20 protein-coding genes are annotated in these 26,018 nt (G+C 46.5%); 6 read left to right on the forward strand and 14 right to left on the reverse strand.

Features of this window, described 5'->3' with window-relative positions; genetic code table 11:
• Nucleotides 1-56 precede the first annotated feature (56 nt).
• From FS818_RS11715 to FS818_RS11725, 3 genes are all read right to left on the reverse strand, one after another.
• Nucleotides 57-1,172 carry an aminopeptidase gene (locus FS818_RS11715; protein WP_145331929.1) on the reverse strand — a complete coding sequence of 372 codons (1,116 nt, stop codon included), beginning with the start codon at nucleotides 1,170-1,172 and terminating at the stop codon, nucleotides 57-59.
• 109 nt (nucleotides 1,173-1,281) lie between these two features.
• Nucleotides 1,282-2,139 (reverse strand): hypothetical protein, encoded by an 858-nt coding sequence (locus tag FS818_RS11720; protein ID WP_145331930.1) that lies wholly within the window; start codon nucleotides 2,137-2,139, stop codon nucleotides 1,282-1,284.
• A 155-nt stretch (nucleotides 2,140-2,294) separates the two neighbouring features.
• Nucleotides 2,295-4,286: a sensor domain-containing diguanylate cyclase gene (locus FS818_RS11725; protein WP_145331931.1), complete on the reverse strand. Its 1,992-nt coding sequence runs from the start codon at nucleotides 4,284-4,286 to the stop codon at nucleotides 2,295-2,297.
• A 463-nt stretch (nucleotides 4,287-4,749) separates the two neighbouring features.
• Here FS818_RS11725 and rpsD point away from each other — a divergent pair, with 463 nt between their 5' ends.
• The 3 genes from rpsD to FS818_RS11740 all read left to right on the forward strand — a co-directional run bounded on the left by rpsD (nucleotide 4,750) and on the right by FS818_RS11740 (nucleotide 11,006).
• The gene (gene rpsD, locus FS818_RS11730) at nucleotides 4,750-5,349 is read left to right on the forward strand and encodes a 30S ribosomal protein S4 (protein ID WP_145331932.1); all 600 of its coding nucleotides are present in this window, start codon (nucleotides 4,750-4,752) and stop codon (nucleotides 5,347-5,349) included.
• A gap of 199 nt (nucleotides 5,350-5,548) precedes the next feature.
• Nucleotides 5,549-7,654 (forward strand): methyl-accepting chemotaxis protein, encoded by a 2,106-nt coding sequence (locus FS818_RS11735; protein ID WP_145331933.1) that lies wholly within the window; start codon nucleotides 5,549-5,551, stop codon nucleotides 7,652-7,654.
• A 247-nt stretch (nucleotides 7,655-7,901) separates the two neighbouring features.
• Nucleotides 7,902-11,006, forward strand: coding sequence for a transglycosylase domain-containing protein (locus FS818_RS11740; RefSeq protein WP_145331934.1), 3,105 nt, complete (start codon nucleotides 7,902-7,904; stop codon nucleotides 11,004-11,006).
• A 122-nt stretch (nucleotides 11,007-11,128) separates the two neighbouring features.
• Here FS818_RS11740 and acsA read toward each other — a convergent pair whose 3' ends face one another.
• A complete protein-coding gene (acsA, locus tag FS818_RS11745; protein WP_145331935.1) occupies nucleotides 11,129-12,853 on the reverse strand; it encodes an acetate--CoA ligase in 1,725 nt (574 codons plus the stop codon).
• A gap of 269 nt (nucleotides 12,854-13,122) precedes the next feature.
• Between acsA and FS818_RS11750 the strand changes: the two genes are divergently transcribed.
• Nucleotides 13,123-13,755, forward strand: a complete 633-nt coding sequence (locus FS818_RS11750) for a GNAT family N-acetyltransferase (protein WP_145331936.1) — start codon at nucleotides 13,123-13,125, stop codon at nucleotides 13,753-13,755.
• Between the two features lie 152 nt (nucleotides 13,756-13,907).
• Here FS818_RS11750 and FS818_RS11755 read toward each other — a convergent pair whose 3' ends face one another.
• The 4 genes from FS818_RS11755 to FS818_RS11770 form a co-directional block, all read right to left on the reverse strand.
• Nucleotides 13,908-14,603 carry a 5'-methylthioadenosine/adenosylhomocysteine nucleosidase gene (locus FS818_RS11755; protein WP_145331937.1) on the reverse strand — a complete coding sequence of 232 codons (696 nt, stop codon included), beginning with the start codon at nucleotides 14,601-14,603 and terminating at the stop codon, nucleotides 13,908-13,910.
• Nucleotides 14,604-14,761: 158 nt separating this feature from the next.
• A complete protein-coding gene (ccpA, locus tag FS818_RS11760) occupies nucleotides 14,762-15,769 on the reverse strand; it encodes a catabolite control protein A (RefSeq protein WP_090923671.1) in 1,008 nt (335 codons plus the stop codon).
• A 92-nt stretch (nucleotides 15,770-15,861) separates the two neighbouring features.
• The gene (gene ytxJ, locus FS818_RS11765) at nucleotides 15,862-16,209 is read right to left on the reverse strand and encodes a bacillithiol system redox-active protein YtxJ (protein ID WP_145331938.1); all 348 of its coding nucleotides are present in this window, start codon (nucleotides 16,207-16,209) and stop codon (nucleotides 15,862-15,864) included.
• A 122-nt stretch (nucleotides 16,210-16,331) separates the two neighbouring features.
• Nucleotides 16,332-16,745, reverse strand: coding sequence for a hypothetical protein (locus FS818_RS11770; RefSeq protein ID WP_145331939.1), 414 nt, complete (start codon nucleotides 16,743-16,745; stop codon nucleotides 16,332-16,334).
• A 294-nt stretch (nucleotides 16,746-17,039) separates the two neighbouring features.
• On the opposite strand from FS818_RS11770, the gene FS818_RS11775 reads away from it, so the two are divergent.
• Nucleotides 17,040-17,573: a type 1 glutamine amidotransferase domain-containing protein gene (locus FS818_RS11775; protein ID WP_145331940.1), complete on the forward strand. Its 534-nt coding sequence runs from the start codon at nucleotides 17,040-17,042 to the stop codon at nucleotides 17,571-17,573.
• 141 nt (nucleotides 17,574-17,714) lie between these two features.
• Here the strand turns inward: FS818_RS11775 and ptsP are convergent, their stop codons facing one another.
• From ptsP to aroA, 5 genes are all read right to left on the reverse strand, one after another.
• A complete protein-coding gene (ptsP, locus tag FS818_RS11780) occupies nucleotides 17,715-19,475 on the reverse strand; it encodes a phosphoenolpyruvate--protein phosphotransferase (RefSeq protein ID WP_145331941.1) in 1,761 nt (586 codons plus the stop codon).
• On the reverse strand, nucleotides 19,472-21,352 hold the full coding sequence (locus FS818_RS11785; protein WP_145331942.1) for a glucose PTS transporter subunit IIA: 1,881 nt from the start codon (nucleotides 21,350-21,352) through the stop codon (nucleotides 19,472-19,474). Before FS818_RS11785 ends, ptsP begins: the two co-directional genes overlap by 4 nt.
• Nucleotides 21,353-21,461: 109 nt before the next feature.
• Nucleotides 21,462-22,739: a hypothetical protein gene (locus FS818_RS11790; protein WP_145331943.1), complete on the reverse strand. Its 1,278-nt coding sequence runs from the start codon at nucleotides 22,737-22,739 to the stop codon at nucleotides 21,462-21,464.
• Between the two features lie 149 nt (nucleotides 22,740-22,888).
• A complete protein-coding gene (locus tag FS818_RS11795; protein WP_090923677.1) occupies nucleotides 22,889-23,323 on the reverse strand; it encodes a CoA-binding protein in 435 nt (144 codons plus the stop codon).
• 36 nt (nucleotides 23,324-23,359) lie between these two features.
• Nucleotides 23,360-24,655 (reverse strand): 3-phosphoshikimate 1-carboxyvinyltransferase, encoded by a 1,296-nt coding sequence (aroA, locus tag FS818_RS11800; protein WP_145331944.1) that lies wholly within the window; start codon nucleotides 24,653-24,655, stop codon nucleotides 23,360-23,362.
• A 151-nt stretch (nucleotides 24,656-24,806) separates the two neighbouring features.
• Here aroA and FS818_RS11805 point away from each other — a divergent pair, with 151 nt between their 5' ends.
• Nucleotides 24,807-25,112 (forward strand): rhodanese-like domain-containing protein, encoded by a 306-nt coding sequence (locus FS818_RS11805; RefSeq protein ID WP_090923679.1) that lies wholly within the window; start codon nucleotides 24,807-24,809, stop codon nucleotides 25,110-25,112.
• A gap of 143 nt (nucleotides 25,113-25,255) precedes the next feature.
• Here FS818_RS11805 and FS818_RS11810 read toward each other — a convergent pair whose 3' ends face one another.
• Entirely contained in the window at nucleotides 25,256-25,765 is a 510-nt protein-coding gene (locus FS818_RS11810) for a shikimate kinase (RefSeq protein ID WP_260984666.1), read from the reverse strand.
• Between the last annotated feature and the right edge of the window lie 253 nt (nucleotides 25,766-26,018).

A 26,018-nucleotide genomic window follows, 5' to 3' on the forward strand; every position in this document is an offset into this window, starting at 1 on the left:
ATTACCACTACATGATACCGTGAATCCGCTTTCCTAGCAACTGCAAAATACAGTTCCTATTTCAACTGGTCCGGATTCAAACATTCCAGCTCAGGAATGACAAAGATGCCGTCTTTACGAATCAGCACATCATCGAAATAGATTTCGCCGCCGCCGTAGTCTGGACGCTGAATCAATACGAGATCCCAGTGAATGGATGAACGGTTTCCGTTATCTGTTTCTTCATATGCCTGACCTGGCGTAAAGTGCAGGCTACCTGCAATTTTTTCATCAAACAAAATATCTTTCATCGGATGCAGAATGTGCGGGTTGAAACCAATCGCAAACTCACCGATATGACGCGCACCTTCATCCGAGTCCAGAATTTCATTCAGGCGTTTCGTATCATTGCTGGATGCTTCTACGATTTTACCGTCTTTGAATGTAAACTTGATATTCTCAAACGTAATTCCGTTATACAGCGTCGGTGTATTATAACTAATTGTTCCATTAACGGAATTGCGTACGGGTGCGCTGTATACTTCACCATCCGGAATATTTTTTTGCCCGGAACACTTCTCTGCACCGATATCTTTGATGGAGAAGCTCAGATCCGTACCTGGTCCCGTAATGCGTACTTTATCTGTGCGTTTCATGAGACTCGCGAGTGAGTCTTGCGCTTTGTCCATTTTCGCATAATCCAGGTTACATACGTCAAAATAGAAGTCTTCAAATGCTTCCGTGCTGGTGTTCGCGAGTTGCGCCATGCTTGCGTTAGGGTAACGAAGCACCACCCATTTTGTATGCTTGACACGCTGTTCGCTATGTACCGGATGGGAATACAGGGAGTTGTACAGTTTCATTTTTTCTTCCGGCACATCGGACAGATCATTCACGTTCTCCCCCGCACGGATGCCGATATAACAATCCATTTGTTTCATACGGTTCAGATCAATCTCTGCCCACGTTTTCATCATCTCTTCCGTAGCATTGCGCAGCATCACACGCTGAACGGTTCGATCCGTCAACTGTACAAAAACGTTACCGCCTTTTTTGCCCACTTCTTCAATAATGGCATTGATCAAATCACGTTCTGATCCAATCATCTCAACCAATACATTTTCGCCAGGCTGTACATCAACAGAATAACCTACCAGGTTCGCTGCAAGCTTCTGAATTCTAGGGTCCTTCATTCGATAAATCCTCCTGTCATCTGCCATTCAATGAATTGAACAACGGTAAATTACGTTACTATTGTAGCACGCACCAGACATCCCGTCAGCAGGCAGTCACAGGTTTTATTTATTGATATGATTTAAAGTTCACATCGGTTACCAGTGCTTCTACATTACTTCGGCTACTGTTATCCGTGTATTTCACCTGACTCTCAGAGGAAAGGCGCATCGGTAAGCTGGTTTTGCGATCGACCGTCAGATGATAGACGGTATGCACCTCAGCCTTTTGAATCAACTTCTGCATCGTGTCCTCGCCCTGCTGCCATACCTTTTGCAATTCCTGCTCAAGTTTCTGCTTACTCGCACCTTTCACTTGACTCGCCTTGTGCATGTACTCTGCCCGAATGGAATTCATCTCATCTGTCAGTTGGTCTGTAGCCCAGGTTTTGGCGTCCTCTGGCGCAAGCTCTATCCGCAATATACGTGTTTGGCGGCCTGAGCCATATTCGGATTGAATTGTTTTTTTCATACTATCGATCTTTTCTAATTGCGCAATGGGGTTAAAACGGGATAAGGAGCCACGTAATGGTTCATGCTGCGCCGTTAAAGCATTCCATTGTCCTTTTTTACGTTGGAAAGAGGCACTGAATCCGCTCGGTTGACCATTATTTTTCACCGCATTCAAACTTATTCCTGAATCCGCCGCAGTCACTGCGCCTGGTAATCGGGTCTGCAACGTCAGCCGGTCATGGTCTTCCAGCTTGCCTTCAAATTTAAATTGATTTTCAAACATTCCACTGTTTTCTCGTCTCAATCCAGCCTGTCCTTCAAACGTCAACGTCTCTTTCCCGGCTATGCCGGATAATGCCAGAGAAAATATTTCTTCCGGCGTCCGATCATGCTGGAGCATCCCGCACCCCGAAACAACGGCTAGCACAAGGCAAAGGGTTAGCGATAAAGAAAACGTAGACTGGCGGTTCAACATGTCTATTCCACCTTTCAGTCATTTTCTCCATAGATTGCCCTCACAATAAGTGCTTATACTTTCTTACTATGCGACCAGACGAACCACACGGACTTTCATCCACATACCCGTTCAAAAAAAAAGAGAGAAACGACTCCGCAACCGGAATGTCTCTCTCATCGTATACCTTCCTGTTCCTCTATGACAATTCGATTCCGGCCCCCGTTCTTTGCACTGTACAGCGCCATATCTGCACGGTAAAACAGGGACTCTACACTTACTTTCTCATCCATCCAGTTCCATTCAGCAATGCCACTTGACACCGTAACAGACGGCCTCGTCTCGGCCTCAACTCGGGTACGGATTCGTTCCGCATACACAAGCGCTTGTTGAATTCCGATCTGAGGCATGTAGATAGCCAGCTCTTCACCGCCCCACCTTGCGCAAATATCCTCGGCCCGAACCGAACTTGTAACAATGTCACTGACTTGTTTTAATACTTGATCTCCGGTTTGATGACCAAAGGTATCATTCACCTGTTTGAACTGATCGATATCAACGACAACCAATGAGCCGCAGTAATCATGAGCCTGACGTTCGTGAATAATATTATCCAGGTAATGCCTTACATACAGTCCGGTCAACATGTCCAGATTAGCCAACCGGCGCACCTCGGCATGCAAGGTGGCATTGGTTAGAGCAAGACCAAGATGAATCGATAACATTTGTAGCAACCTGTAGTTCTCATAGGAAAAAAAATGCTCCCGCACATGGGCAAGCAGAATAGCACTCTTCACCTGTCCATCTACTCGAATTGGTGTTGCAATCAGAGACATCGCGCCTGTTAATTCCATGAAACTGGAAGTTACCTTATCAAACTGCGTATAGTCAGATATGATTAATGGCTCTTCAGTCTGATACATGTAACCCGCAATGCCAGAATCCGCAGGATACGTTCTATTCCGAATCTCTTTTACATTGGTCGCCATCACCTCAAACCTGTTCGTACTGTCGTTTAATTGCAAAATGCAACAATAGTCGGCCTGAAAGATGTTTTTAAATTCTTGCTCGGAAAACTGATAGATTTCCATCAATTGCAAGCTTTTGTTTAGACGCTGAGTCAGATCATTGATTACACGAAGTTCCTGAATCAACATATGGGATTGCTCATGGAGTTTTGCATTTTCGAAAGCTGTCCCTGCTGTATCCGCCATCATCGCAATCAGTTGCAGATCGGAGTCTTCCATCAATTCCTCGTTCATTTCGATATGAAATACTCCGTATATGCCCTGCTTGCCTTTGAGCGGCAACCCCACCTCAATGATTCGTTTGTCCAACTCGTCAGCCCGGGAGACAATCAGCCTGCCCTCCATAAATGAGCGAACACAGATATCTTCTCCACGCTCCTGAATAAGAAGTGGCTTGATACGAGGATTAAAGCTTCTCTGGTCCTGAGACATATAGAGCATAATGTGTGTGGAAGGATAGAGGTAGTCCATACTGACAAATACTTCGTCCAATATTGCCCCGACATCCATCTTGTCATGCATACGCTGTACGATCTGAAAAAGAATGGATCTTCGGTGTTCCTCCCGAGCTGTTTGTTCATGTGAGTGCAACAAGTCCGTCATAAATATGTATTCAAATCTTCGGTAAAAGCAGGTGCGATAATGCAATGCCTCAGATCGAACCACAGCTTCTGACGTTTCGGACCGGTGGGATTCAAAGACCAGCGCAACAAACACAGCAAATATATCTTTATTGATTCTTGAAAACAGCGGCTCAGCAATCAGCAGATACTCCCCATGTTTACTAATTCCGTGTCTAGATAACGTCTGTTCCTTCTCAGCACACTCCAAAACCATCGAACGTACATTGATATCCGAATCGGTAATCTGGCCGGAGTCCTCTCCTATGCACTCTCCTTCCATATTCCAAACACTGTATGCAGCAATTGGCCCACCAGGCACAGAATCTTTCTGGCTTGTCCAATCCTTGAAGGCTTGTCCTAACAAACTGCTTAAATATGAGAAGTCAAAAGGTGTGATATCCATTTTTTGCATCCACAACGCATGGTCATCATGAGATGGAAGCACAGTAAACGATGTGGAATCGCCCGCGCTTCGCAACTTCAGACTGGCAGGTAAACTTCTTAGATGTTCCAACATGTCAGGCGCTCCTTTGCACCGTTTTTGCATCCTGGGGGATGCATTAATCTGCATCAATTATCGCAAATCTGCAAAATATTAGCGAAACCTTGCTACATAAGATGGTTTAAAGTTAAGATACCATCTATTTTACTCTGTTTGAAGCTTTTTTGCACTCATATTTCAGAAAATTGTCCCATTATTTTAGGCCTAATGACCTATCGACAAATTTAGACGTTTTTCTGACTTTATGTATTGCTTGACTTTACTCCTTTCAGAATGTAGAATAAATTGTTGATGAAGACTACTAAAACGGTCTTTAAATTTGGGCATTACCGGTTGTGTCACCCTCATTCTTTTTGTTGCTTTCAGGACAGCGGCTGAACTTTCCTGATCGTTCTATGCGAGGCCAAGCCCGCATCAACAAATTGGAGCGCAAACAGAGCCCTATATGAACTTTAACTAAAAAGGAGCTACTTTAAACATGGCACGTTACACTGGTCCTAAATTTAAATTGAGCCGTCGCCTCGGCATTTCCCTGAGCGGAACAGGCAAAGAATTGAAACGCCCTTTCCCTCCAGGTCAGCACGGAGCTAACCAACGCAGAAAAATGAGCAACTACGGTATGCAGTTGCAAGAAAAACAAAAATTGCGCCACATGTACGGTTTGGGTGAAAAACAATTCCGCACATTGTTCTCCAAAGCGCAAAAAATGCAAGGTATTGCCGGTGAGAACTTCATGTTCTTGCTTGAGTGCCGCCTTGACAACCTCGTTTACCGTCTTGGCTTTGCTAACTCCCGCGCTGGAGCGCGTCAATTGGTAGCACACGGTCACGTAACTGTAAACGGCAAAAAAGTCGATATCGCTTCTTACCAAGTAAGCACTGGCGATGTAATCGGCTTGCGTGAAAGAAGCCGCGGCCTGACTTCCATTAAGGAAGCTTTGGAAAACCGTTCGCATCTTCCAGCATACGTTGAATACAACGATGCAGCTGTAGAAGGTAAATTCATCCGCTTGCCTGAGCGCGCTGAATTGTCCCAAGACATCGATGAAAAACAAATCGTCGAGTTCTACAACCGTTAATCGTTGCATCACAACAAAAAAAGCAACTGTTCGAGTTTTTCTCGGCAGTTGTTTTTTTTGTTTTTGTTTTCCCCTCCCCAAGCACTCTTCATTACTGGCCTCTACATAACGATAATATGATTATCTTCCTTTTTTGGAGAAAAACCATCGGCATAAAGAATCACGCATAAGTAGAAAGACAACTTAAGGGGGGCTACACATGACATTTTTTCGAAATACCAAGCTTGCAGTAAAGCTAGGATTACTGCTCGGATTAGTGCTCCTCTGTTCGATCGGCGCATTAATTGCCTTTAACACCAAAGCCGTATATGACAAAAGTCTACAATATGGTGAAGCAGTAGCGGAACGCTCAGCTAGTGCAGCGACAAGCGAATTCATGACTGACATCAACCAGGTAAAAAATACGCTCGACAGTTTGAGTACCACCCTGCTGGACGCTTCAAAAAATGGGACGTTAACCCGTCAGGATATCGTAAGGCTTCTGGAAGAATACTTGAAGAAGGACGAAAAGGTTTTTGGTTTTTATACCGGATGGGAGCCCAATGCCTTTGACGGCAAGGATGCCGAACATGTGAGTAAGGATAAGTATGATGATGAAACAGGCCGTTTTATCCCTTACGTTATCCGGGATGGAAGCTCCTTGCATTTTGAACCGCTGACTACTTATGAGGGAAACAGTGAAACCAGTAAATACTATCAACAGCCGAAGGCGACCAAGACCATTTATTGGTCCGAGCCCACTACGTACAAGGTCGCCGGTAAAGAGACCTTGCTCGTGTCCATCGTTCTGCCCTTGCTTGACGAAAACAACGCCTTCCTTGGCATCGTTGGCGCCGATTTTACGATTGAAGGTTTCCAGCAAAATATTGCATCACTGAATCCCGATCAAGGCTATGCCATGCTGATCACAAGTGAAGGACACATCGCTGCGCACGGTTCAAGACCAGAACTGACCAAAGAGAATGCAGAGTTCTCTGCCAATACCCAAACACTTATTCACCGCATCCAGTCGAATGATACCAGGTTCTACACTACGGTTGACGATGGCAAGCCAGAATTATTTATTGCCGAACCCGCCAAGCTTCAAGGCTCCGATTCTAGCTGGCATCTAGTATCTGCATTACCCAAAAGCGTGATACTCCAGCCTTTTTACGATAGCTTAAAATGGTCTGTACTCATTGCTATATTAGCGGTGCTGTTGCTCGCAGGAGTAGTCACGTTCACGATTATTTCCATTGTAAAACAGCTGAACAGAGTAAATGTTGTAGCCGGCCAGCTCGCCGAAGGCGATCTAACTCAGACATTACCTGTAAAATCGAAGGATGAATTCGGAGTCATGGCCGCTCACATGAATGACATGATGAATACATTGCGCCATACGATTTCTGTTATATCTGAACATGCCTTATCGGTAGGCTCGACTTCGCAACAATTAACCGCCGGTGCAGAGGATACGAGCAAAGCCGCCGAACGGATGGCACTTACCGGAATGGAAGTGGCAAACAAGGCAGAGAAGCAAGTTCAGGAGTTACTTCATTCCTCCCGTTCGATGAACGAAATATCCACGGGCATCGGAAGAATAGCTGAAGCTGCTGCCGAAGTAAGTAGTACATCCAAATCAGTGACGGAACGAACTTCATACGGAACAGGCAAGATGCAGGAAGCTATCCATATGGTGGAGAGTGCAAACACATCTGTCCAATTCTCCATGGCTGCACTGGAACAATTTAAACAGCGCTCGGAAGAGATTGGTCATATAACGGGTATGATTACCGAAGTAAGCCGCCAAACCAATCTTCTCGCCCTCAACGCTTCTATCGAGGCTTCGCGAGCGGGGGAACACGGACGTGGCTTTGGCGTTGTAGCTACCGAGATTCGCAATTTGGCTGAGCAATCCAGACAATCGGCTGCCGACATTGCCACGTTGATCCAATCGGTTCAACAAGAGGTTCATGCTATCGTTGAAAATATGGAAAAAGGAAGCGCTGAGGTGACTCACATTGCCGATGTGATGAACGAGAGCGGTGAGCTATTCTCATCCATCTCATCACAGATCGCCGACGTGAATCAACAAATTGCACAAGTCTCCACTATTGCCAAACAGATGTCAAATGAGTCGCAACAGGTCGATTCATCACTTGAGCAACTTAAGACGATTGGCCTCGAAACAGCAGCGCACGCAAGCCAGGTTGCATCAGCTTCGGAGAAACAACTTGCATCCATGGAGGAAATCACTGCCGCATCGGCTTCTTTGGCACACCTCACACAGGAACTGTTGGAACTCATCCAGCGTTTCAGAACTTAATGAGTATTAGATACTATATTTTTTTCAAACAATCTTTTTTTATATAGACCTTAAGGCTGGCCTGCTTAGATGCAGTTCCAGCCTTTTTCCTTACTTTTGCAACTCATGAAATGTCGTCCGATATCACATGCTATATATCATAATCCATTCCAGATTGGCAAATTTCGACCATTACTTGTATTTCTCAGGCATGCAAACGGGTCTTTTTATGCTATAATTAGTGCTGTTAAAAGGAGGAAGACACTGAATGGTTGATGTTACTAAGAAAAAGCCTGAAGATCCGCCTGTACGCAAGCGTAGCTTTGCACGCAGACTAGGTAGCTTCGTTATGTGGATGGTTGTCCTTGGATTTATGGGCGTACTATTCGTTGGCGGTGCTTTAATGGGTTACGTCAGTTCGATCGTCAAAGACGAACCCGTCCGGTCAAGGGCCCTGATTGAACAAAAAGTCAGCGAAAACTCCATCACAGGCTTTGCTTACTTTTCTGACGGCAGTCCGATTGGTCAACTTCGCACGGAAGAAGACAGACGTCCGGTCACCTTTGACCAGATTCCCAAAAAGGTTATTGATGCCGTGATCTCGATTGAAGACAATCATTTTTACGAACATAAAGGTGTAGACATGAGCGGAACACTGCGTGCCGTGAAACAAAAAGTGCTGAAAGAATCAGTACAAACGGGCGGCAGTACGCTTACGCAGCAATTAGCTAGACGTGTATTTCTGAATTTGGACCGTACGGAAGATCGTAAAGTAAAGGAAATTTTGCTTTCCCTTCGACTGGAACGTTTTCTGACCAAAGATGAGATTATGACCGCCTACCTGAACAAGGTGCCTTTCGGCAATGGTTCCAGCGGATACAACGTTTATGGAATCAAAGCAGCCGCCAAGGGATTGTTTAATATCAATGATCTCGAAAAAATAAATATAGCTCAGGCCGCTTATTTGGTTGGATTACCTCAGTCTCCCTCTTCCTACTCCGCCTTTAACGGTAAAGGCGATTTTGTAGAGGATAAATTTGATCGCGCCATCAATCGTCAAAAACTGGTTCTGCGCCGCATGCTGGAACTTGGCAAAATCACGCAATCGGAATACAACAATGCACTTGCCTTTGATATCAAAAGCTCGCTTGCTCCGAAAACCGTTAAAGCCTATAACACTTATCCATACCTTATGATGGAAACGGAACGTCAAGCAGCACAGATTATCATGCAGCAGCTGAATGCCGACAAAACGAAGGCGACAGGCAAAAGTACAGACGCTGAGGCATCGAAAAAGGAAAACAGTGCCCTGCTGGAAGAGGCTCAGTCACAGCTTCGCACAGGCGGATATCGCATCTATACAACAATTAACAAGAACATCTATAAAACGATGCGTACGATTGCCGAAGATAACAGCAACTTCTCGGCAGATGATCCCGTTAAGGGAAAAGAGCAGACTGCAGCGATGCTGATCAATCATAAAACAGGAGCAATCCTCGGCATGATTGAAGGCCGAAGCTTCCAGGATGAACAGATGAACTATGCGACTCAAATGATTCGTCAGCCCGGTTCTACGATGAAACCTATTGCGGCTTATCTGCCAGCTCTGGAGGAAGGTCTTATTCAACCGGCCTCCGTCATCGACGATGCGCCAATTATCCTGAAAGACGGCCCTAGCGGATACCATATCGCCAAGAATGCGAACAACCGTTACCAAGGCTTGGTAACCGCTCGTAGAGCACTGAATTACTCATTGAACATACCCGCTCTAAAGCTGTTTAATGAGGAAGTTGGCATCGACAAAGCCTGGACTTTTGCGAAAAAGCTTGGCATTACGACGATCCAGAAGCAGGATTATCAGGCCCAGACCGGTGTTCTCGGCGGACTTCAATATGGTGTAACGGTGGAGGAACTCACAAGCGCTTATGGCGCAATTGCTAACAAAGGGGTCTACAACGATTCTTATATGATCAGCAAAATTGTGGATTCCAAAGGCAACATTGTATACAAACACGACAGCGAGCCTGTACAGGCATTCTCGCAGCAGACCGCCTATCTTATGACGGATATGTTGCGTACCGTTATAACGGAAGGTACTGCAGATAAAGTACGAGAAAACTACAAGTATAGATCAAGTATACCGATTGTTGGTAAAACAGGTTCAACCCAAAACTACGCCGATGTCTGGTTTGAAGGATATACACCGGATGTTACTCTCGGTGTGTGGGTTGGTTATAAACAACCGGTCAATACACTTGAAAACAAATCACAACGCAAACGCGCTCAGCAGCTTTGGGCCAAAATTATGAATGAAGTGATCGAAACACAGAAGGATCTCTTTGTTACTAATTCATTCAAAAAACCTTCTGGTATTGAAACCAGAACAGTCTCAGCATATAGTGGCAAGCTCCCCACTTCCCTGACTGATAAATTCGTTACTGACATTTTCAATAGCAAATTTATTCCGAAGGAACGTGATGATGCTGTCGCTAAAGCGAAGTATATTACCTACAACGGTGTAAATTACATTCCGCGTGATGAGACACCTGCGGATATGTTGAAGGAAAAAACAGTTGTCAAGCGTAAGAAACCAATCTCCGATCTCATTAAAGAATTGCAAAATGCTTTTAAACGGATGAGTCGTCACGAGTCGCTTGCATACTATCTGCCTGAAGATGCAGGTGCTGATCTGCCAACCGAGGTTGATCCACGCACAGATAACGGCAAAGCACCGGATGCACCTGGCAATGTTCGCATCTCCATCTCGGGAGAACGGGCATCCATCACATTCAATGCTACACCCGAAAGTGATGTTGTTGGGTATCGCCTTTATCGTTCAGTCGGTGGTGCCGGATTCCAGAATCAAGGCCAAGTTGTGCTGACAGGTGAGTCCAGATCGTTCTCGGCTTACGCAACAGCTAGTGGCAACTTTGCATTCTATGTTACAGCCGTAGACGTTGCTGGCAAGGAATCTGCGCCAAGTGCGACGGTGAGCAGTGCAGGCCCTGCTACGCCTGATCCGGAAGTGAACCAGCCTATTGAGGTACCTGGTACGGTGGTAACCCCTGGAGAAACCGTCAGTAACAACAATGCACCAACGGTAGCTCCAAGCACACCAGGCCAAGTGAGTATCTCTGCGCTCTCACAAGGGCTTCGTATTCAGTGGGCGCCGAACCCGGAAGCAGACGCCGTACAGAGCTACGCTGTTTTCTATAGCGAGACTGGTTCGGAACCCTTCACCAAGATTGGCACCACTTCGGGTACCAGTATGGTTTATGGTGTACCGTCATCAACGGGAGGCTGGTTCAAGGTATCTGCCAGCAACAGTGTCGGAGAGTCCGCATCCTCGGAAGCGATACACTATCAGCCTTAATACGGGTGACTAACCCGTTGACAAACCAATCTGTAAACGAATGAAAAAGCCGCATGTCCAGTGTGAATACACTGGCATGCGGCTTTGTTTATGTTCATGTCCTTTTTAACTCTACATATTACTCAATCCTCAATGGTGGATAAGTCACCTGTTGGCAGATCAAGTTCCCATGCCTTCAACACTCGGCGCATAATCTTGCCTGAACGAGTCTTCGGCAGCCTTTCTTTGAATTCGATCTCACGAGGTGCTGCGTGAGCGGACAGGCCCTCTTTTACAAACCGATAGATTTCTTCCTTCAGCTCCGGCGTCGCCTCATACCCTTCACGAAGCGCGACAAACGCTTTGATGATCTCGCCGCGTGTAACATCCGGTTTACCGATCACGCCAGCCTCAGCAACCGCTGGGTGCTCTACCAGTTTACTTTCCACTTCAAACGGTCCAATGCGCTCACCAGAAGAGTTGATGACATCGTCGATGCGTCCCTGGAACCAGAAGTATCCGTCTTCGTCCATATACGCCGAATCCCCGGATACATACCAGCCTGTCAGTCTAAAGTACTCCTCATATTTCGCTGGATTATTCCAGATTTTTGCCATCATCGACGGCCAAGGTGTGCGGATCGCCAGATTCCCCATACTGTATGGCGAGAGCTCTTGTCCACGATCATCGATAATAGCTGCTTCAACACCCGGTAAAGGTCGTCCCATGGAACCCGGTTTAATCGGCATACCCGGGTAGTTACAGATTAACTGCGCTCCCGTCTCGGTCATCCACCATGTATCATGTATTCGTTGACCGTACGCTTTCCAGCCCCAACGTACGACCTCCGGATTCAGAGGTTCTCCTACCGACATGACATGGCGCAAGCTACTCAAATCATGCTGGGCAATTGTCTCATCCCCTGCGCCCATGAGCATACGGAATGCCGTAGGGGCACTGTACCATACACTTACCTTGTTTTTTTCAATTGTGCTGTACCAGTCCTGCGGGCTAAAACGTCCCCCACGAATTACATTCGTTACCCCGTTAAGCCAAGGGGCGAAAATGCCATACGACGTGCCTGTTACCCAACCTGGATCGGCAGTGCACCAATATATGTCATCTTCTCGCAGGTCAAGTACAACTTTACCTGTATAATAATGCTGAATCATTGCATTCTGAACATGGTATACACCCTTCGGTTTCCCTGTTGAACCCGAGGTATAATGAATCAACAGTCCATCCTCACGCGTCAGCCATTCCACTTCCATATCATCCGAAGCCGCAGACATCTCTGCATCAAAATCAATCAGTCCATCCTCAGACTGCGGGCCACCGCCGACAACAAAAATATGTTTCAGCTCTGGTAATTCGGATCGTTTAATCCGTCCAAGAAGCTCAGGCGTGGTCACAAGCGCAACAGCACCACTGTCCTCCAGCCGATCCTTCACTGCCGTTTCCATAAAGGCCTCGAATAAAGGACCCGCTACAGCGCCCACTTTCAAAATTCCCAGCAAACTGAAATACAGCTCAGGACTTCGTGGCATAAAAATAAAAACACGATCTCCTTTATCTACGCCATATTTATGCAGCACATTACCAAAACGACTCGACTGCTCGCTCAGATCTGCGAAGGTGTAAGCTTCCTCACGGGAAGCATCGCTGTAGAGCAAAGCCGTCTTCCCACCTCTGCCTTCCAGGACATGGCGATCAATCGCCTCATGTGCCATATTCACTTTGCCGCTGGCGTGCCACGTAAAGTGCCTTTCTACCGTTTCCCAATCGAACCGGCTTCTTGCTTCCGTATAATCGCCCAGATTCGATTCAGACACCACCGTTTGCAGCATCTCATTATGTGCTTGACTCATGCTTGCCAGCCTCCTTCAACTCGACATTTCGATTCCCTTCAGGGTTCATTCGTATTGCCTTTGTGTTGACTGAACTTCCAGTTAGCGCTTACATTAGTAGAGAGAACTTCTCGCCATGTACTTGCCTGACCCAACCGTTGCACTCAAACGGTGTTGAATTGTGAACATTTTTTGTCAACGCAATTATAGCAAATTGGATCAAACATCGTCTACGGCTTTTCATTTTTTTGGTTTTTTGCTATAAGTAGGGGGAGAGAGGGGAATGAACCATGGAGCATATCAAGAAGCATCATATACGTTCCATTTTCAAGTCCGACCACCGAATTACGGTTGAGGGGCCCGTGCCCGCAGAACAGATTATGGAATTGACGTTTCACTCCGATCTGGATGCCTTTCGGCGCCCAACAGAGCAACAAGAAGCCATTGCCGAGATTGCTGCCTTACCCGAAGGGCGAATTATAATTGCCCATGAAAATAATATCATCATCGGATACGTTACTTTTCACTACGCAGATGAGTGTGAACGCTGGTCCGAGGGCAACATGACAGACCTGATCGAGCTTGGAGCCATCGAAGTCGCAGACGAGTATCGCTCTCTTGGTGTAGGCCGTGAAATGCTCCTTACTGCGATGCAAGATACGTATATGGAGAACTATATTATTTTCACGACAGAGTATTACTGGCACTGGGACTTGAAGGGTAGCGGACTATCGGTATGGGATTATCGCAAAATGATGGAGCGGCTTATGCAAAACATTGATATGACCTGGTACGCGACAGATGATCCTGAAATCTGCTCCCATCCTGCGAATTGCCTTATGGTTCGGATCGGCAGTCAAGTACCCATGACCTCGGAGGAACAGTTTGACCGTGTCCGCTTCCGTCATCGGTTTATGTATTAAAGGAACAAGTGCGAATCGCGAAGGAATACATAAAAGAACCGCCTTGCAGATCATTCTCCATCGTCAACGGAAAATGCATCTGCGAGGCGGTTTATTCGTGTCCCATCTCGATTTATTCGTGTCTCATTGCGGGTAAATCACGTGTTGTAGAATCACATATGTTCAAGCATGTGCTCAACGATACGATGGGAACGCTGGGAAGACTGCACCGTAAACTCGGCAAAATTCACATGTGCAGAACCGTCTGCCTTGTCAGACATGCTACGTAGCACAACGAAGGGTACACGGTTCATGTGACACACTTGAGCAACCGCTGCCCCTTCCATCTCCGCACAAGCTCCTTCCATCTCTGTGTAAAGCATGTTTACAGTCTCCTTGCTGGCAATAAACTGATCACCCGACAACACCTTGCCAATCCGATATTGAGCGCCCTGCGCCTTGCACGCTTCTTCAGCGAGCGAAATTAACGCAGGCTCCGCCGGGAATGCCGATGTCTCCTGGTACGGTATCACTCCACGTTCGAATCCCAGTGGTGTTACGTCCATGTCGTGCTGTACACATACGGAAGAGATAACCATGTCGCCAATGTTCAATTCGGGATGAACCGCTCCTGCCACTCCTGTAAAAATCACCCGATTCACCTGAAAACGATCAATCAGAATCTGCGTAGTTACCGCCGCATTTACTTTCCCTACGCCTGACTTGCATACGACAATCTGCTTGCCAAGCCACTCACCGGCGACATACGTGATGCCTGTCTGCTTCACCGTTTCAAGCTGTTTCATGCCCTGAAGCAGAAGCTCAACTTCCTCATCCATAGCACCCATAATTCCTATCGTTTCACGCATTGTTGTATCCTCCCTGTTTCCCCGTTCTGTATGTGAGATCATGTCATTACCCGAGCCGTTTTAAGCACAAAAGCTCCGTTTCCGGAGCTCCTGTACAATCGAAATCTATGTAGAGAGAATTGAATCTCCCTTTCGCTTACTTGATAAAAAATAATCAATTAACCCGCGTGACTTACCGACAAACGAAGAATAGTTTCATGCGGCAAAATCACTCTTGGATTTTCCACATTTTCTTTCTTCATCAGTTTGGTCAGCAAACGCATCGCTACCGCACCCAGATCATACATCGGTTGAGCAACAGTTGTTAACTGCGGACGCACCATGGAAGCCATACGAATGTTATCCACGCTAATGATGGAGAAGTCATCCGGTACTTTCAAGCCATCGTCCTGAATGCTGTGAATTGCACCAATCGCCATTTCATCTGTTGCAGCAAAGATCGCAGTCGGTTTTTTCTTAAGCCCGAGGAAGTATTTCATCGCTTCCACACCGGATTCATATCGATAGTTACCGATGCGTACCAGATCCTCTTGATACTCAATACCTGCTGCTTCCAATGCCTTCTTATACCCTTGGAAACGTGCAAAACCGTTAGCCGGATCCTGCAACGTTCCACTGATCATCGCGATCTCTTTGTGACCGTGACGAATGAGTGTGTTGACAGCATCAAACGCAGCTGCTTCATGATCAATATCAACAGAAGGGAATGTGCCCTTCTCATCACTTGTTGCGCACAATACGATTGGAACTGCTGCAGACTGGAACGCTTGAATGTGTTCATCCGTTACCGTACCGCCCATGAAGAGCAGTCCATCCACTTGTTTCTCCAGCAGGGTGTTGATAACACGAATTTCTTTTTCTTTCTTTTTGTCCGCATTACACAGAATGATATTGTAGTGGTACATATTCGCAATATCTTCGATTCCGCGGGCAATCTCCGCAAAGGTGGAGTTCGAAATGTCCGGAATAACGACTCCAACTGTCGTTGTCTTTTTGCTCGCCAGACCACGGGCTACCGCATTCGGACGATATCCGAGTCTTTCAATTGCTTCGTATACTTTTTTCCGCGTTTGCGGTTTGACATTAGGGTTATTGTTGACTACCCGTGATACCGTTGCCATGGACACTCCAGCTTCACGTGCCACATCATAAATGGTTACCGTCACAGTACTTCGCTCCATTACCAGTAAATTTTCATTCCATTTTCATTAAGATTTATATTACGACAAATTATTGCATTAATCAATTAAAATAGGCTCTAGGACTCACTTAAAGTGTTAGCAAGCATCTTACTGGTAATCTCTGAATGGGAAGTATGCCATACCGGATTTCCCTTTTTGACCAGAATAACTTGGGGAGATTCGTGCTTAACACCCAGTCTCTCGGCTACTTCGTTAGATACCGGGCGATCCTCCACCACATAGATGATGCCGTATTTGACGTTTTCATTCGGAGAGTTATGCAGATAATCATTCATCTCCTGATAAGCATGTGCGCTGATCGGACAGCGGGTACTATGCTTGAACAGAAGCAAGGGTTGATCCTCCGTCGCCTGCACAGCGGAGTTTAGCTGTTCAATACTTGTCATTTTAGTCATGTCAGCCATTCGTTATACATCCCCCTTAATCAGCAATAACGCCATGTGGAGCGTTTTCACTCTTCGATATCTTAACAAAAAGTGAGCAAAAAATCCAATTTTCATGAAAACAAGCATTGCACACGTCAAAACTAGACGGCATTTGAGAAATGCGCCTGCCATACAAAACCCGACAACTGTGCCAATCTGCGCTCCGTATCCTCAATCCACGCTTTGTCTTTCGCTTTGTGTGCGTAGCTCATAATATCTAGCAATAGATTGATTCGTCCCTCTACCGCCTCTTTCATTCGGTATTCCATCTCCTGATCCGCTGCCTCCGGCCAGGCCAGAAGCTGTTCGTGGAGTAGGTCAGCCAGTTCATTCTGTTCCCCAAAAGAGACATCTTGCTTCACAGGCTGTTCACCCAGTTTGCTAATACATTCTGTCAAATCCGGTTTCACCGGCTGCAACACCTCGTATGATACACAGTCTGCACACGCAAAAACAGGTACATTACGAATTTCTACCTTTTTGGCGTATACGACCGTTCTTAATTCCAATTCCATTACATGTCCACATCTGCACGACTTGCGCACAACCATCACCTCATTCGTTCTTTACTCTCTATGTATGTACCATTCGACCTATTTCCGCCTAAATCCTGCTGTAAACTAAAGGTTGCACAAATTACCACTGTCACCAGATGAAGGCTGTCGAATAAAGGCTGGGGTTGAGTTGAAATCGTTCTATCCGGATAAGAACTTGTGCTTAAGCCATGCTTAGATTAGGAAGCCAAGCAGCGAATCTGGTACAATATAAGACACGATCTGCCAAATTCAATATAGAAGGGGAGTTAACATATGAGATTATCAGGTCAAAAAATCATCGCGCTAGTTGATGAAGAATTTGAAGATCTGGAGCTATGGTATCCGGTATACCGCGTGCGCGAAGAAGGTGCCGAAGTGCATCTGGCTGGCGAGCAAAAAGGAAAAACATATGTCGGTAAATATGGTGTTCCTGCTACCGCTGAATACAGTTTCGACGAACTCAGCAGCTCCGATTATGATGGAATTCTGGTCCCGGGAGGATGGGCTCCAGATAAATTACGACGCTACCCCAAAGTGCTGGAGCTTGTAAAAGAGATGCATGCAGACCGCAAGCCGATCGGGCAAATCTGCCATGCAGGCTGGGTACTCATCTCTGCCAAAATTTTGAATGGAATTACCGTAACCTCTACGCCAGGTATTCGGGATGACATGGAGAATGCAGGTGCGATATGGAAAGATGAAGCCGTTGTCGTGGATGGGCATATCATCTCCGCTCGTCGTCCACCGGATCTCCCTCCTTATGGAAAAGCATTCTGTGATGCACTTGCTGCAAAAGCTGCCAAATAAAAGCGAGCGAAAGGAACATGATCAAAGAAAAACCGCTATGCAATCGTATGCACAGCGGTTTTTTATATCTTTTGGAAAAAGTGGTACAAAAGTGAATATATTAATTTAAAGGTATTGGTCGTCTGCTAATGTTCAGATCCCTTAAGATGCGTTTGATCCGCTCTGGTCATCAGGACTGCCGCTCGCATCATTAAATATCTGCAAACGCTGTTCAATATCACTGCTCGTTCTGAGAGTAAAACACTTGCGTGCCTCCTCCTTCGCATCAGCAGCCGTAGTATTCAAAACTCTATGCTTCACGCGTAGCAAGGATTGCGGAGACATGCTGAGATGACGAATCCCGAGTTCCAGCCATAACGGAATGGAGCGCTCGTCCCCTGCCATCTCACCACACACGCTCACGTCAATCCCTGCCGTATGTGCTGCGTCTACGGTCGCTCGTAGCATACGCAGCACAGCCGGATGATACGGATGATACATATGAGCAATCTGTTCATTCATTCGGTCTACCGCTAGCACATACTGTACCAGATCATTTGTTCCGATACTGAAGAAATCTGCTTCTTCCGCAAGAAGATCTGCAATCATCACGGCAGCAGGGACCTCAATCATGATACCTACCTGAATGTTTGAATCGTAGGCCAAGCCCCTTTCATCCAGATCAGCCATCGCTTCCCGAAGGATTTCGTTGGCTTGTTGCAACTCCTCAACCGAGGAGATCATGGGATACATAATTTTCACATTGCCCGCTGCGCTCGCACGTAGAATGGCCGTTAGTTGCGTTTTGAACAGATCCTTGCGATCCAGACTGATCCGAATGGCTCGGTACCCTAGAAACGGATTATCCTCTTCGGGTAATTCAAAATAATCAAGCTCTTTGTCGCCTCCAATGTCGAGTGTTCGTATGACAACGGGCTGACCTGCTGTTTTCTCCGCAACAAGCCGGTATACTTCATACTGCTCCTGCTCCCCCGGGAAGGTCGCACGATCCATATACAGAAATTCGGTTCGGAACAGCCCTACACCTTTGGCACCATGTTTCAATGCCAGATCAAGTTCCTTCACAGAACTGATATTGGAAGCAAGCTGTAATACCGCTCCATCCTTGGTCACCGCATCTACGGTGGCAAGCACCTGCAACTGTTCTTTTTTCTGCATTTCCTTGTTGCGAAGCATCGTGTATCGTTCAATGGTTTTGCGATCTGGCTCTGTGAATACCAGCCCATTATCACCGTCTACGACAAGCATGTCCCCTGTTTCGACCGGCATGCCAAGACTCGCTTCCAATCCGGAAACGAGAGGTATCCCGAGTGCACGTGCCATAATGGCCGAGTGAGATGTCTTACCTCCAATAAGCGTAACAATACCCAAAACATAGCCTGGATTTAAATGCGCCAATTGAGATGGTGACAGCTCTTTAGCAACGAGAATGTAAGGTTGTGTATCTGAAGGCAGCGTAATCTCAGGTGCACCCAGAAGATGTTTAAGCAGGCGGTTACCGACATCCTTGATATCGATTGCCCGCTCCTTCATATACTCATCTTCCAAAAGGTCAAACATGGTGACAAAGTGGTCTATCGCCTCTTTTACCGCCACCTCTGCCGCCTTATACTGACGCTCGATAATGCCGCGTATTTCATTCATGAAGACCGGATCTTCCAGAATGGCCAAATGCGCATCAAAGATGCTGGATTCCTCAGGGCCTACAACTTCTTTAAATTCATTTTTGATATATTCGATCTCATCCTTCGATGTCCGTATCCCCTCGTACAGCCGTTCGAATTCCTGGGCAAGATCCACCGAATCCATCTTCTGGTCCGGTAGATCCCATTCCCAGCTGGGCAGGACAAATGCTTTGCCGATGGCGATGCCTGCAGCTCCATTGATGCCTTGTATCTTCATTCTACCCCTCCAACGTTCCTGTCATAGAGCACCACGGACATGACGGATGCCTGACCTTTCTTCACTTGCTTGAATGGAGCAAAACTCCATGATTTTACACGATCCGGATTCGTAATGACCATCGGAGTCGTGAGTGACGCAGCTTGTTCACGTAATACGGCCAGATCAAACTTGATCAGCAGTTGTCCAGGCTCAACCGTATCCCCTTCTTGCACAAACGCTTCAAAATGCCCTTTCAGCTGCGAGGTGTCGATTCCGATATGAAGCAGAACCTCCAAGCCTTCGCGTGTAGAAATGCCTAGGGCATGCATCGTTGGATACAAATGCATGATCGTTCCAAAGACAGGCGACACCAGTTCTCCTCGCTCCGGTACAAACGCAACCCCGTCTCCAACGAGCTTGGCTGCAAAAATCTGATCTGGCACTTCCTCAATCGGGAGCATTTTTCCCTGCACAGGTGCAGCGAACAGTACCTGTTGCAAATCCCGTTCCAGCAGCTTCGCAATCTCTTCCCGAATTAGTTCGGAATAGGTGCCGAATACAACCTGCACGTTACCTCCGCCGAGCTTGATCAGTCCAGCGGAACCCAGATTCTTCATCGCTCCGGTATCGATCAACCGATCATCGTGAACCGTCAGACGCAGGCGTGTAATACATGCCTCCACCTGCACGATGTTGCTTTTCCCGCCCAATGCTTCGAGAATCAACGGAGCTTGATAAGGGATATTTCCAACCCAATCTTCCAGCATAGACCCTTCTTCTCGCCCTGGTGTCGGGATTTTGAACGTACGAATCGCCCAGCGGAACAGGAAATAATAGACTAGCCCATATAGTATGCCAATCGGAATGAGCTTCCAAGCATTCTCGGACAGATGGAAATTGAGTATGTAATCAATGACACCAGCCGAGTAAGAGAAACCATGCCTTATATCCAGCCAATAACTAAGCCACATGGCCACCCCGGACATCACTGCATGTACGATAAACAGGTACGGCGCCGCGAAAAGAAAAGCAAACTCGATCTGCTCGGACACCCCTGTTAAAAAACAAACCAATGCAGAAGTCAGAAACGTTTTTCTGATTTTGGGTTTTAGATCTTCCCTGGCCTCTTGAATAATGGCAAAAGCAATCGCAGGGATAGCAAACATCATAATCGGGAAAAGTCCAGCCATGAAAAATCCAGCTGACGGATCGCCAGCAAAGAAACGTGGCAAATCCCCTTGCACAATATTGCCACTCGGTGTTTCATAGGTTCCCAACTGGAACCAGAATACGTTATTCAGCAGATGATGAAGCCCAAAAGCAACCAGCACCCTGTATAACACACCATAGATAAACAATCCGAAGCCGCCTAAGCTGTATTCCCATGTTGCAATGGAATTCAGACCATGCTGCAGAACCGGAGCAATCCATAACATAAAGCAGGAAAAAAGAGCCGAACAGAGTCCGACGATAAGCAAAACAAACCTTGATCCGCCGAAAAATTGCAAGATTTCCGGCAGTTTAATGCTTTTGAACCGATTATGCATTCCACCGGCTAATGCACCGAGTATAATTCCAATTAATGATGCTGGCTGCACCGTGCCATCCCCGAAATTACGGGTTACCTGATCATAGATAACGATACCAGCCAGCGCTGCAAGTCCAGCTTGACCGGCCTGGTTGGAGAGCCCCAGTGCCACACCGACAGCGAACAAATACGGCAAAAAATAAAAAATACCGTGTCCGGCCACGGTAGACACTTCACCAATAACTCCCAGTCCCCAGACGTTCCAGGGCAGACTGCCTACGCTGAGCAAAATGGCAGCAGCGGGCAGGACCATTGTAGGCAGCATAACCGCTCTTCCGAGCTGCTGCAAGGATCCGAGCCAATTCATGGCGACCTCTCCTTTCTATCCTAGATGGTAAGCTTTACACAGCATTTTGTCAAAGTAAAAGAGGGGAGTTATATCCCCTTTTTACTGTGCATTTAAGATTAGAGTTTGTTTATCTGATAGCTAGCAGTTTAGTTCCAGTTACATATATAGTTCCATCCCTTGAAACAAGCCATTGATCTTGTAAATCATGATTGATGATCATTTTCCAGTTCACTTTGGCTGTAGCAAGGTTCATGGAAACTAAATAGTTTATATTTTTAGCATAGTTTTTGTAATGATAGATTAGATTGCCGTTACGATCAATAATGGGTTCACTGGTAAAATAGGTTTGATTCTCTTTATTAAACGTGGTTACTTTCTTGCTCAGAGCATGATAGATATTTGTTCCAAATACGACGTCACCTTGCTTGCTGATTGAAGGAGCAAGTGAGTTGCTTGTACTTTGGAAGCCTCCCTTGACGGTTTTCTTCAGCTTGCCCTGGGCGTCAAAAATATGAAGATCATCGTTTCCGACAACATAAATCTGATGATTATCATAAATCGGACTCTGCAGATTCTCCCCGGTATACCGGGTACCTGATATTTTTTTACCCGCTAGGCTGTATTGAATCAATTCACCTGATCTCACTCTGCCTTTCTCTTTAATACTGCTTAAGGAGGACAGTGTCAAAAAAATTCGATCTTTAACAAAGACTGGGTCAGATACAACGAAGAAAGGACTTGAATTGATCTCTGTGCCAAGAAGACTGTTAAACTTCTCACTGCCGTCCATATTAACGCCGAGCAATCTCTTCTCTTCTTTAAAATCTTGTCCCTGACTTATAGGTTTATTGTTATGTATAACTTGTACATAAGAAGCCGTAAAAATAATAACTCCATCCTTGCTGACATCCACATTATAATTAGCTGTGTAATCCTTGTACCTTTTCTCCCAAATCTGTTCTCCGTCTAATGTATAGTTTGATATGCTCGCCGTTCCAAAATTCTCTGACCCCCTGCCTCGTTCGGGAATATCATCACCAAGAATCACAAGAGAACTGTCTTTGTATAAATACATGTCTGATATGCTATTAATATGCTCCATTCGTTTAGCCCACTTCACTTCGCCTTTTGGTGTGACGGCAGTCAATAACGGATGACCAGAGTAATGTGAGATCACGTAAAGTGTTCCTTTGGAATCCACAACCAATTGTCTTACATAATCTTTAAAGTCCAATCCCCATTTCACTTCCGGCTTCTTGGCAGGTGCGACGAAAAGTGATTGACTTGTCCACACATCCGTTGCATGAATCGCTTCATTCGCTGCGTAAACGGGAGCCTCTAGCCGTAAAATTGCTACACATACGGCAACAAGTAGCAGAATAACTGCCTTTCTAAACCATTTCATCTATATTTCATCCTCCTTATATTTTCAATCTCATTTTACTACGCTGAACATAAAATATCCCGTGATTTTGAATAATCACGGGATATTCATTAAAATCCTAAGTTGAATATGCGATGCCATGAACGAATTCATGAGGACAACACGGCCTCTTAGCCGCGGCCAGCGCCGCGCAGAACGATGGAATCTTCTACCTTGATACAACGATTGGTGACTGCCGTCATGCCGTTCTCTGCCGCAATCTGGACAGCCTCATCGTTATGAATGCCGAGTTGAAGCCATAATACATTGGCCTTGATCGCAGCAGCTTCACGAGCGACTTCCGCGCAGAACTCCTCACGCCGAAAAACATTAACAATATCTACAGGCTCGGGAATATCTGCGAGCGTGGCATACACCTTCTCGCCAAGAATCTCTCCCTGTGCTTGCGGATTCACAGGGATAATTCGGTATCCTCTGCTCTGCATCGCTTCCGCGACCATATACGAGGTACGGTCTGATTTGTCCGATAAGCCGACAACTGCGATGTTGCCTGCATTGCGCAAAATGTGTCCAATTTCTTCTCGAGTAGGGTTGTTAAATTCCATGTTCAAGCACCATCCTTTTCTGCTTAACGTGTTAATTTACTCTTTTACCCACTGAATCGAGGCGCCAAGCGCCTGCAAATGATCAAAATATTGCGGATATGACTTGGCTACATGGTGTGCATCCCGAATACGGAGAGGTTGCTTGGCACGCAGACCCACGACAGTAAGCGCCATAATGACACGGTGGTCATAGTGAGCATTAATCTCTACGCCGCCCTCGACACCTTCCGGACGACCGTGTACGATAATCTCAGCCTGACGCTCCTCGACGTTCGCTCCGGCCTTGCGCAGTTCGTTCAAATAATCCGTAATTCGGTCACATTCCTTGTAACGCAGGTTCTCTACATTATAAAACCGTGACGTGCCTTCCGCAAACACAGCTGCCGCTACCATAGCCAATACGGCGTCCGTAGCCGCGTCTCCGTCGAATTCAATCGCCTTCAATCGGCCATTTCCTTGAACGTGAACCACATCATTCTCATGAGTGAGCGGCACTTCCATCATACGCAGCACATCAACGATGGCACGCTCCCCTTGCTTGCTCTGCTCCATCAGCCTGAGAATTTTCACATCAGACTGCGTAACTGCTGCGGCAGCAAGTACGGCAGCCGAGCCAGGGTAATCCCCTTGAACAGTATACGTTGTAGGCTTGTAAGCCTGTCCGCCAGGTACACGGAATGACATATAATCGTCGCTTGCATGGATGATGATCCCTGCTTGTGCGAGAACCTCCAGCGTCTGACCGATGACCACTTTTGATTTCAAATCATTCAGAACCTCAATCGTGCTGTCTTCAGCAAGCAAAGGGGTCACAAACAGCAATGCGCTCAAATATTGCGAGCTTACAGAGCCAGATACACGAATATGTCCACCTTTGGCATGACCGCCTTTAATGGTAATCGGCAGACGCCCTTGCTGATGCTCTACCTGAACCCCCATTTGACCAAGTGCATCAATCAAATCATCATGCGGCCGTTTACCCAGTGAATCGGGGTAAGTGTTCACAAATGTAACTTCAGGACAAAGTGCGGTAACCCCCATCAGGAAACGAAGTACAGCACCGGCATTGCCTACGTTTAATTCACGTACATCACGCGGGCGGCTTCCAAAGCCCTGGATAACGATTTTGCTGTCATCCTCTTCCAACACAGCGCCCAAATCACGAATACATCTGCGCATTGCATCACTGTCCTCACTATGTGCCGGAAAATGAATCGTACTGGTTCCTTCCGCAAGCGCAGCGGCCAGCAGGTAACGGGTAGTATAGTTTTTGGAGGACAAAGCTCCGATTTCCCCGTTCAAATTAGGGGTAGGGTTAACAATAACGTCCATGGATGATATTCTCCTTCATTGATTGTTTTAGGTGTAATGAGTCTTCGATTGTTTTAGGTGAAGTGAGTCTTCGTAAGGCCAAATTGACATCGCCTGGTTGGCTTAGGTATCATTAGAGGCGTTAAGTCCATATAGAAAAGAGGACCTGAATATGACACAAATCGCAGAAATTCAACCATCCGAGCTGCGCCGCCGTTTACAAGCGGGAGAAAAGCTGCAGATGATAGACGTCCGCGAGGACGAAGAGGTCGCGCAAGGCATGATTGCTGGTGCCAAACATATTCCACTGGGACAAATTCCGGATCGCTTGTCGGAGATTGATAAGTCCGGTGAGATCGTGATCATCTGCCGTAGCGGTTATCGCAGTGAGCGAGCTTGTGAATACCTGCAACAGCTTGGATACGACGGCTGTACCAATATGGTCGGCGGTATGCTGGAGTGGCAGCAGGAAGACTAAAAGGTAAGGACACTGTATTCACGGCGATCCTTTCAAAGTGTTAAAGTTGGATGGATCACCCATACAGCCTACCATTCCCAAAGCGGGCCGCATGGCCCGTTTTTTTAACTTCCCTCTCTTGTTCAACTTCGACAATAACAAGCTTAGACGCGGTAATGCGCTAAAATTAAATCAGTCACTTCGGCCGCAGACAACGCAGTAGTATCCACCGTGTAATCCGCAAAACGGTATGCATCTTTACGCTCTTCCATAATCGTTCGAATGCGTTCCTCGGCATTTCCTGCAAGCAGTGGACGGTTATCACACCCGCTTACACGTTCCACTATGACCTCAGGGTCTGCTGTTAGAGCAACAACCCAGCCATTCGCTGACATGGATTTACAGTTATCCGGACGAAGTACGACCCCGCCTCCAGTTGCAATGACCTGCCCTTCGTTCTCAAGTACCGTGCACAGCACCCGGTTCTCTACGTCACGAAAGTACGCTTCTCCTTTGTTTGAAAACAATTCAGGAATGGCACAGCCTTCCTCCTGTTCAACCGCGGCATCAACATCGATTAATCGGTATCCCAGCTCATGAGAAAGCATATTAGCAACAGTTGATTTCCCCGTTCCCATCATGCCAATGAGAATAATATTTTTAGACTTGCTCAAGGTGTACACTCCTTTAATTCAAGCATTTCGTGAGCACTTTTGTCCTATCATAACACAGCCCTGCGAACGGGGGAAGGCCATGCCTGTAGCAAGCTTCCTTTCGAGCCACAACCGTATATACGGTCCCTCCTCTCCCAATGATCATCATTCATTAATGTTACTAAACAGACTTTTAGATTCTCTCGATTTATGAAAAAAGAGGGACCCGATGGTGATCGGTATAATCCGATCCTCCAAGTCCCTCTTTGCATTG

This window comes from Paenibacillus xylanexedens (genome assembly GCF_007680605.1).
GTDB lineage: Bacteria > Bacillota > Bacilli > Paenibacillales > Paenibacillaceae > Paenibacillus > Paenibacillus xylanexedens_B.

Coding starts and splice junctions, on each gene's coding strand:
- FS818_RS11755 (WP_145331937.1), bottom strand. CDS start 14,603: ATGCGTGAAACGATAGGAATTATGGGTGCTATGGATGAGGAAGTTGAG.
- FS818_RS11790 (WP_145331943.1), bottom strand. CDS start 22,739: ATGAAATGGTTTAGAAAGGCAGTTATTCTGCTACTTGTTGCCGTATGT.
- FS818_RS11770 (WP_145331939.1), bottom strand. CDS start 16,745: ATGGAATTGGAATTAAGAACGGTCGTATACGCCAAAAAGGTAGAAATT.
- FS818_RS11720 (WP_145331930.1), bottom strand. CDS start 2,139: ATGTTGAACCGCCAGTCTACGTTTTCTTTATCGCTAACCCTTTGCCTT.
- FS818_RS11785 (WP_145331942.1), bottom strand. CDS start 21,352: ATGAATTGGCTCGGATCCTTGCAGCAGCTCGGAAGAGCGGTTATGCTG.
- FS818_RS11715 (WP_145331929.1), bottom strand. CDS start 1,172: ATGAAGGACCCTAGAATTCAGAAGCTTGCAGCGAACCTGGTAGGTTAT.
- aroA (WP_145331944.1), bottom strand. CDS start 24,655: ATGGACGTTATTGTTAACCCTACCCCTAATTTGAACGGGGAAATCGGA.
- FS818_RS11735 (WP_145331933.1), top strand. CDS start 5,549: ATGACATTTTTTCGAAATACCAAGCTTGCAGTAAAGCTAGGATTACTG.
- ytxJ (WP_145331938.1), bottom strand. CDS start 16,209: ATGGCTGACATGACTAAAATGACAAGTATTGAACAGCTAAACTCCGCT.
- FS818_RS11795 (WP_090923677.1), bottom strand. CDS start 23,323: ATGGAATTTAACAACCCTACTCGAGAAGAAATTGGACACATTTTGCGC.
- FS818_RS11775 (WP_145331940.1), top strand. CDS start 17,040: ATGAGATTATCAGGTCAAAAAATCATCGCGCTAGTTGATGAAGAATTT.
- FS818_RS11750 (WP_145331936.1), top strand. CDS start 13,123: ATGGAGCATATCAAGAAGCATCATATACGTTCCATTTTCAAGTCCGAC.
- acsA (WP_145331935.1), bottom strand. CDS start 12,853: ATGAGTCAAGCACATAATGAGATGCTGCAAACGGTGGTGTCTGAATCG.
- rpsD (WP_145331932.1), top strand. CDS start 4,750: ATGGCACGTTACACTGGTCCTAAATTTAAATTGAGCCGTCGCCTCGGC.
- ptsP (WP_145331941.1), bottom strand. CDS start 19,475: ATGAAGATACAAGGCATCAATGGAGCTGCAGGCATCGCCATCGGCAAA.
- FS818_RS11805 (WP_090923679.1), top strand. CDS start 24,807: ATGACACAAATCGCAGAAATTCAACCATCCGAGCTGCGCCGCCGTTTA.
- FS818_RS11740 (WP_145331934.1), top strand. CDS start 7,902: ATGGTTGATGTTACTAAGAAAAAGCCTGAAGATCCGCCTGTACGCAAG.
- FS818_RS11725 (WP_145331931.1), bottom strand. CDS start 4,286: ATGTTGGAACATCTAAGAAGTTTACCTGCCAGTCTGAAGTTGCGAAGC.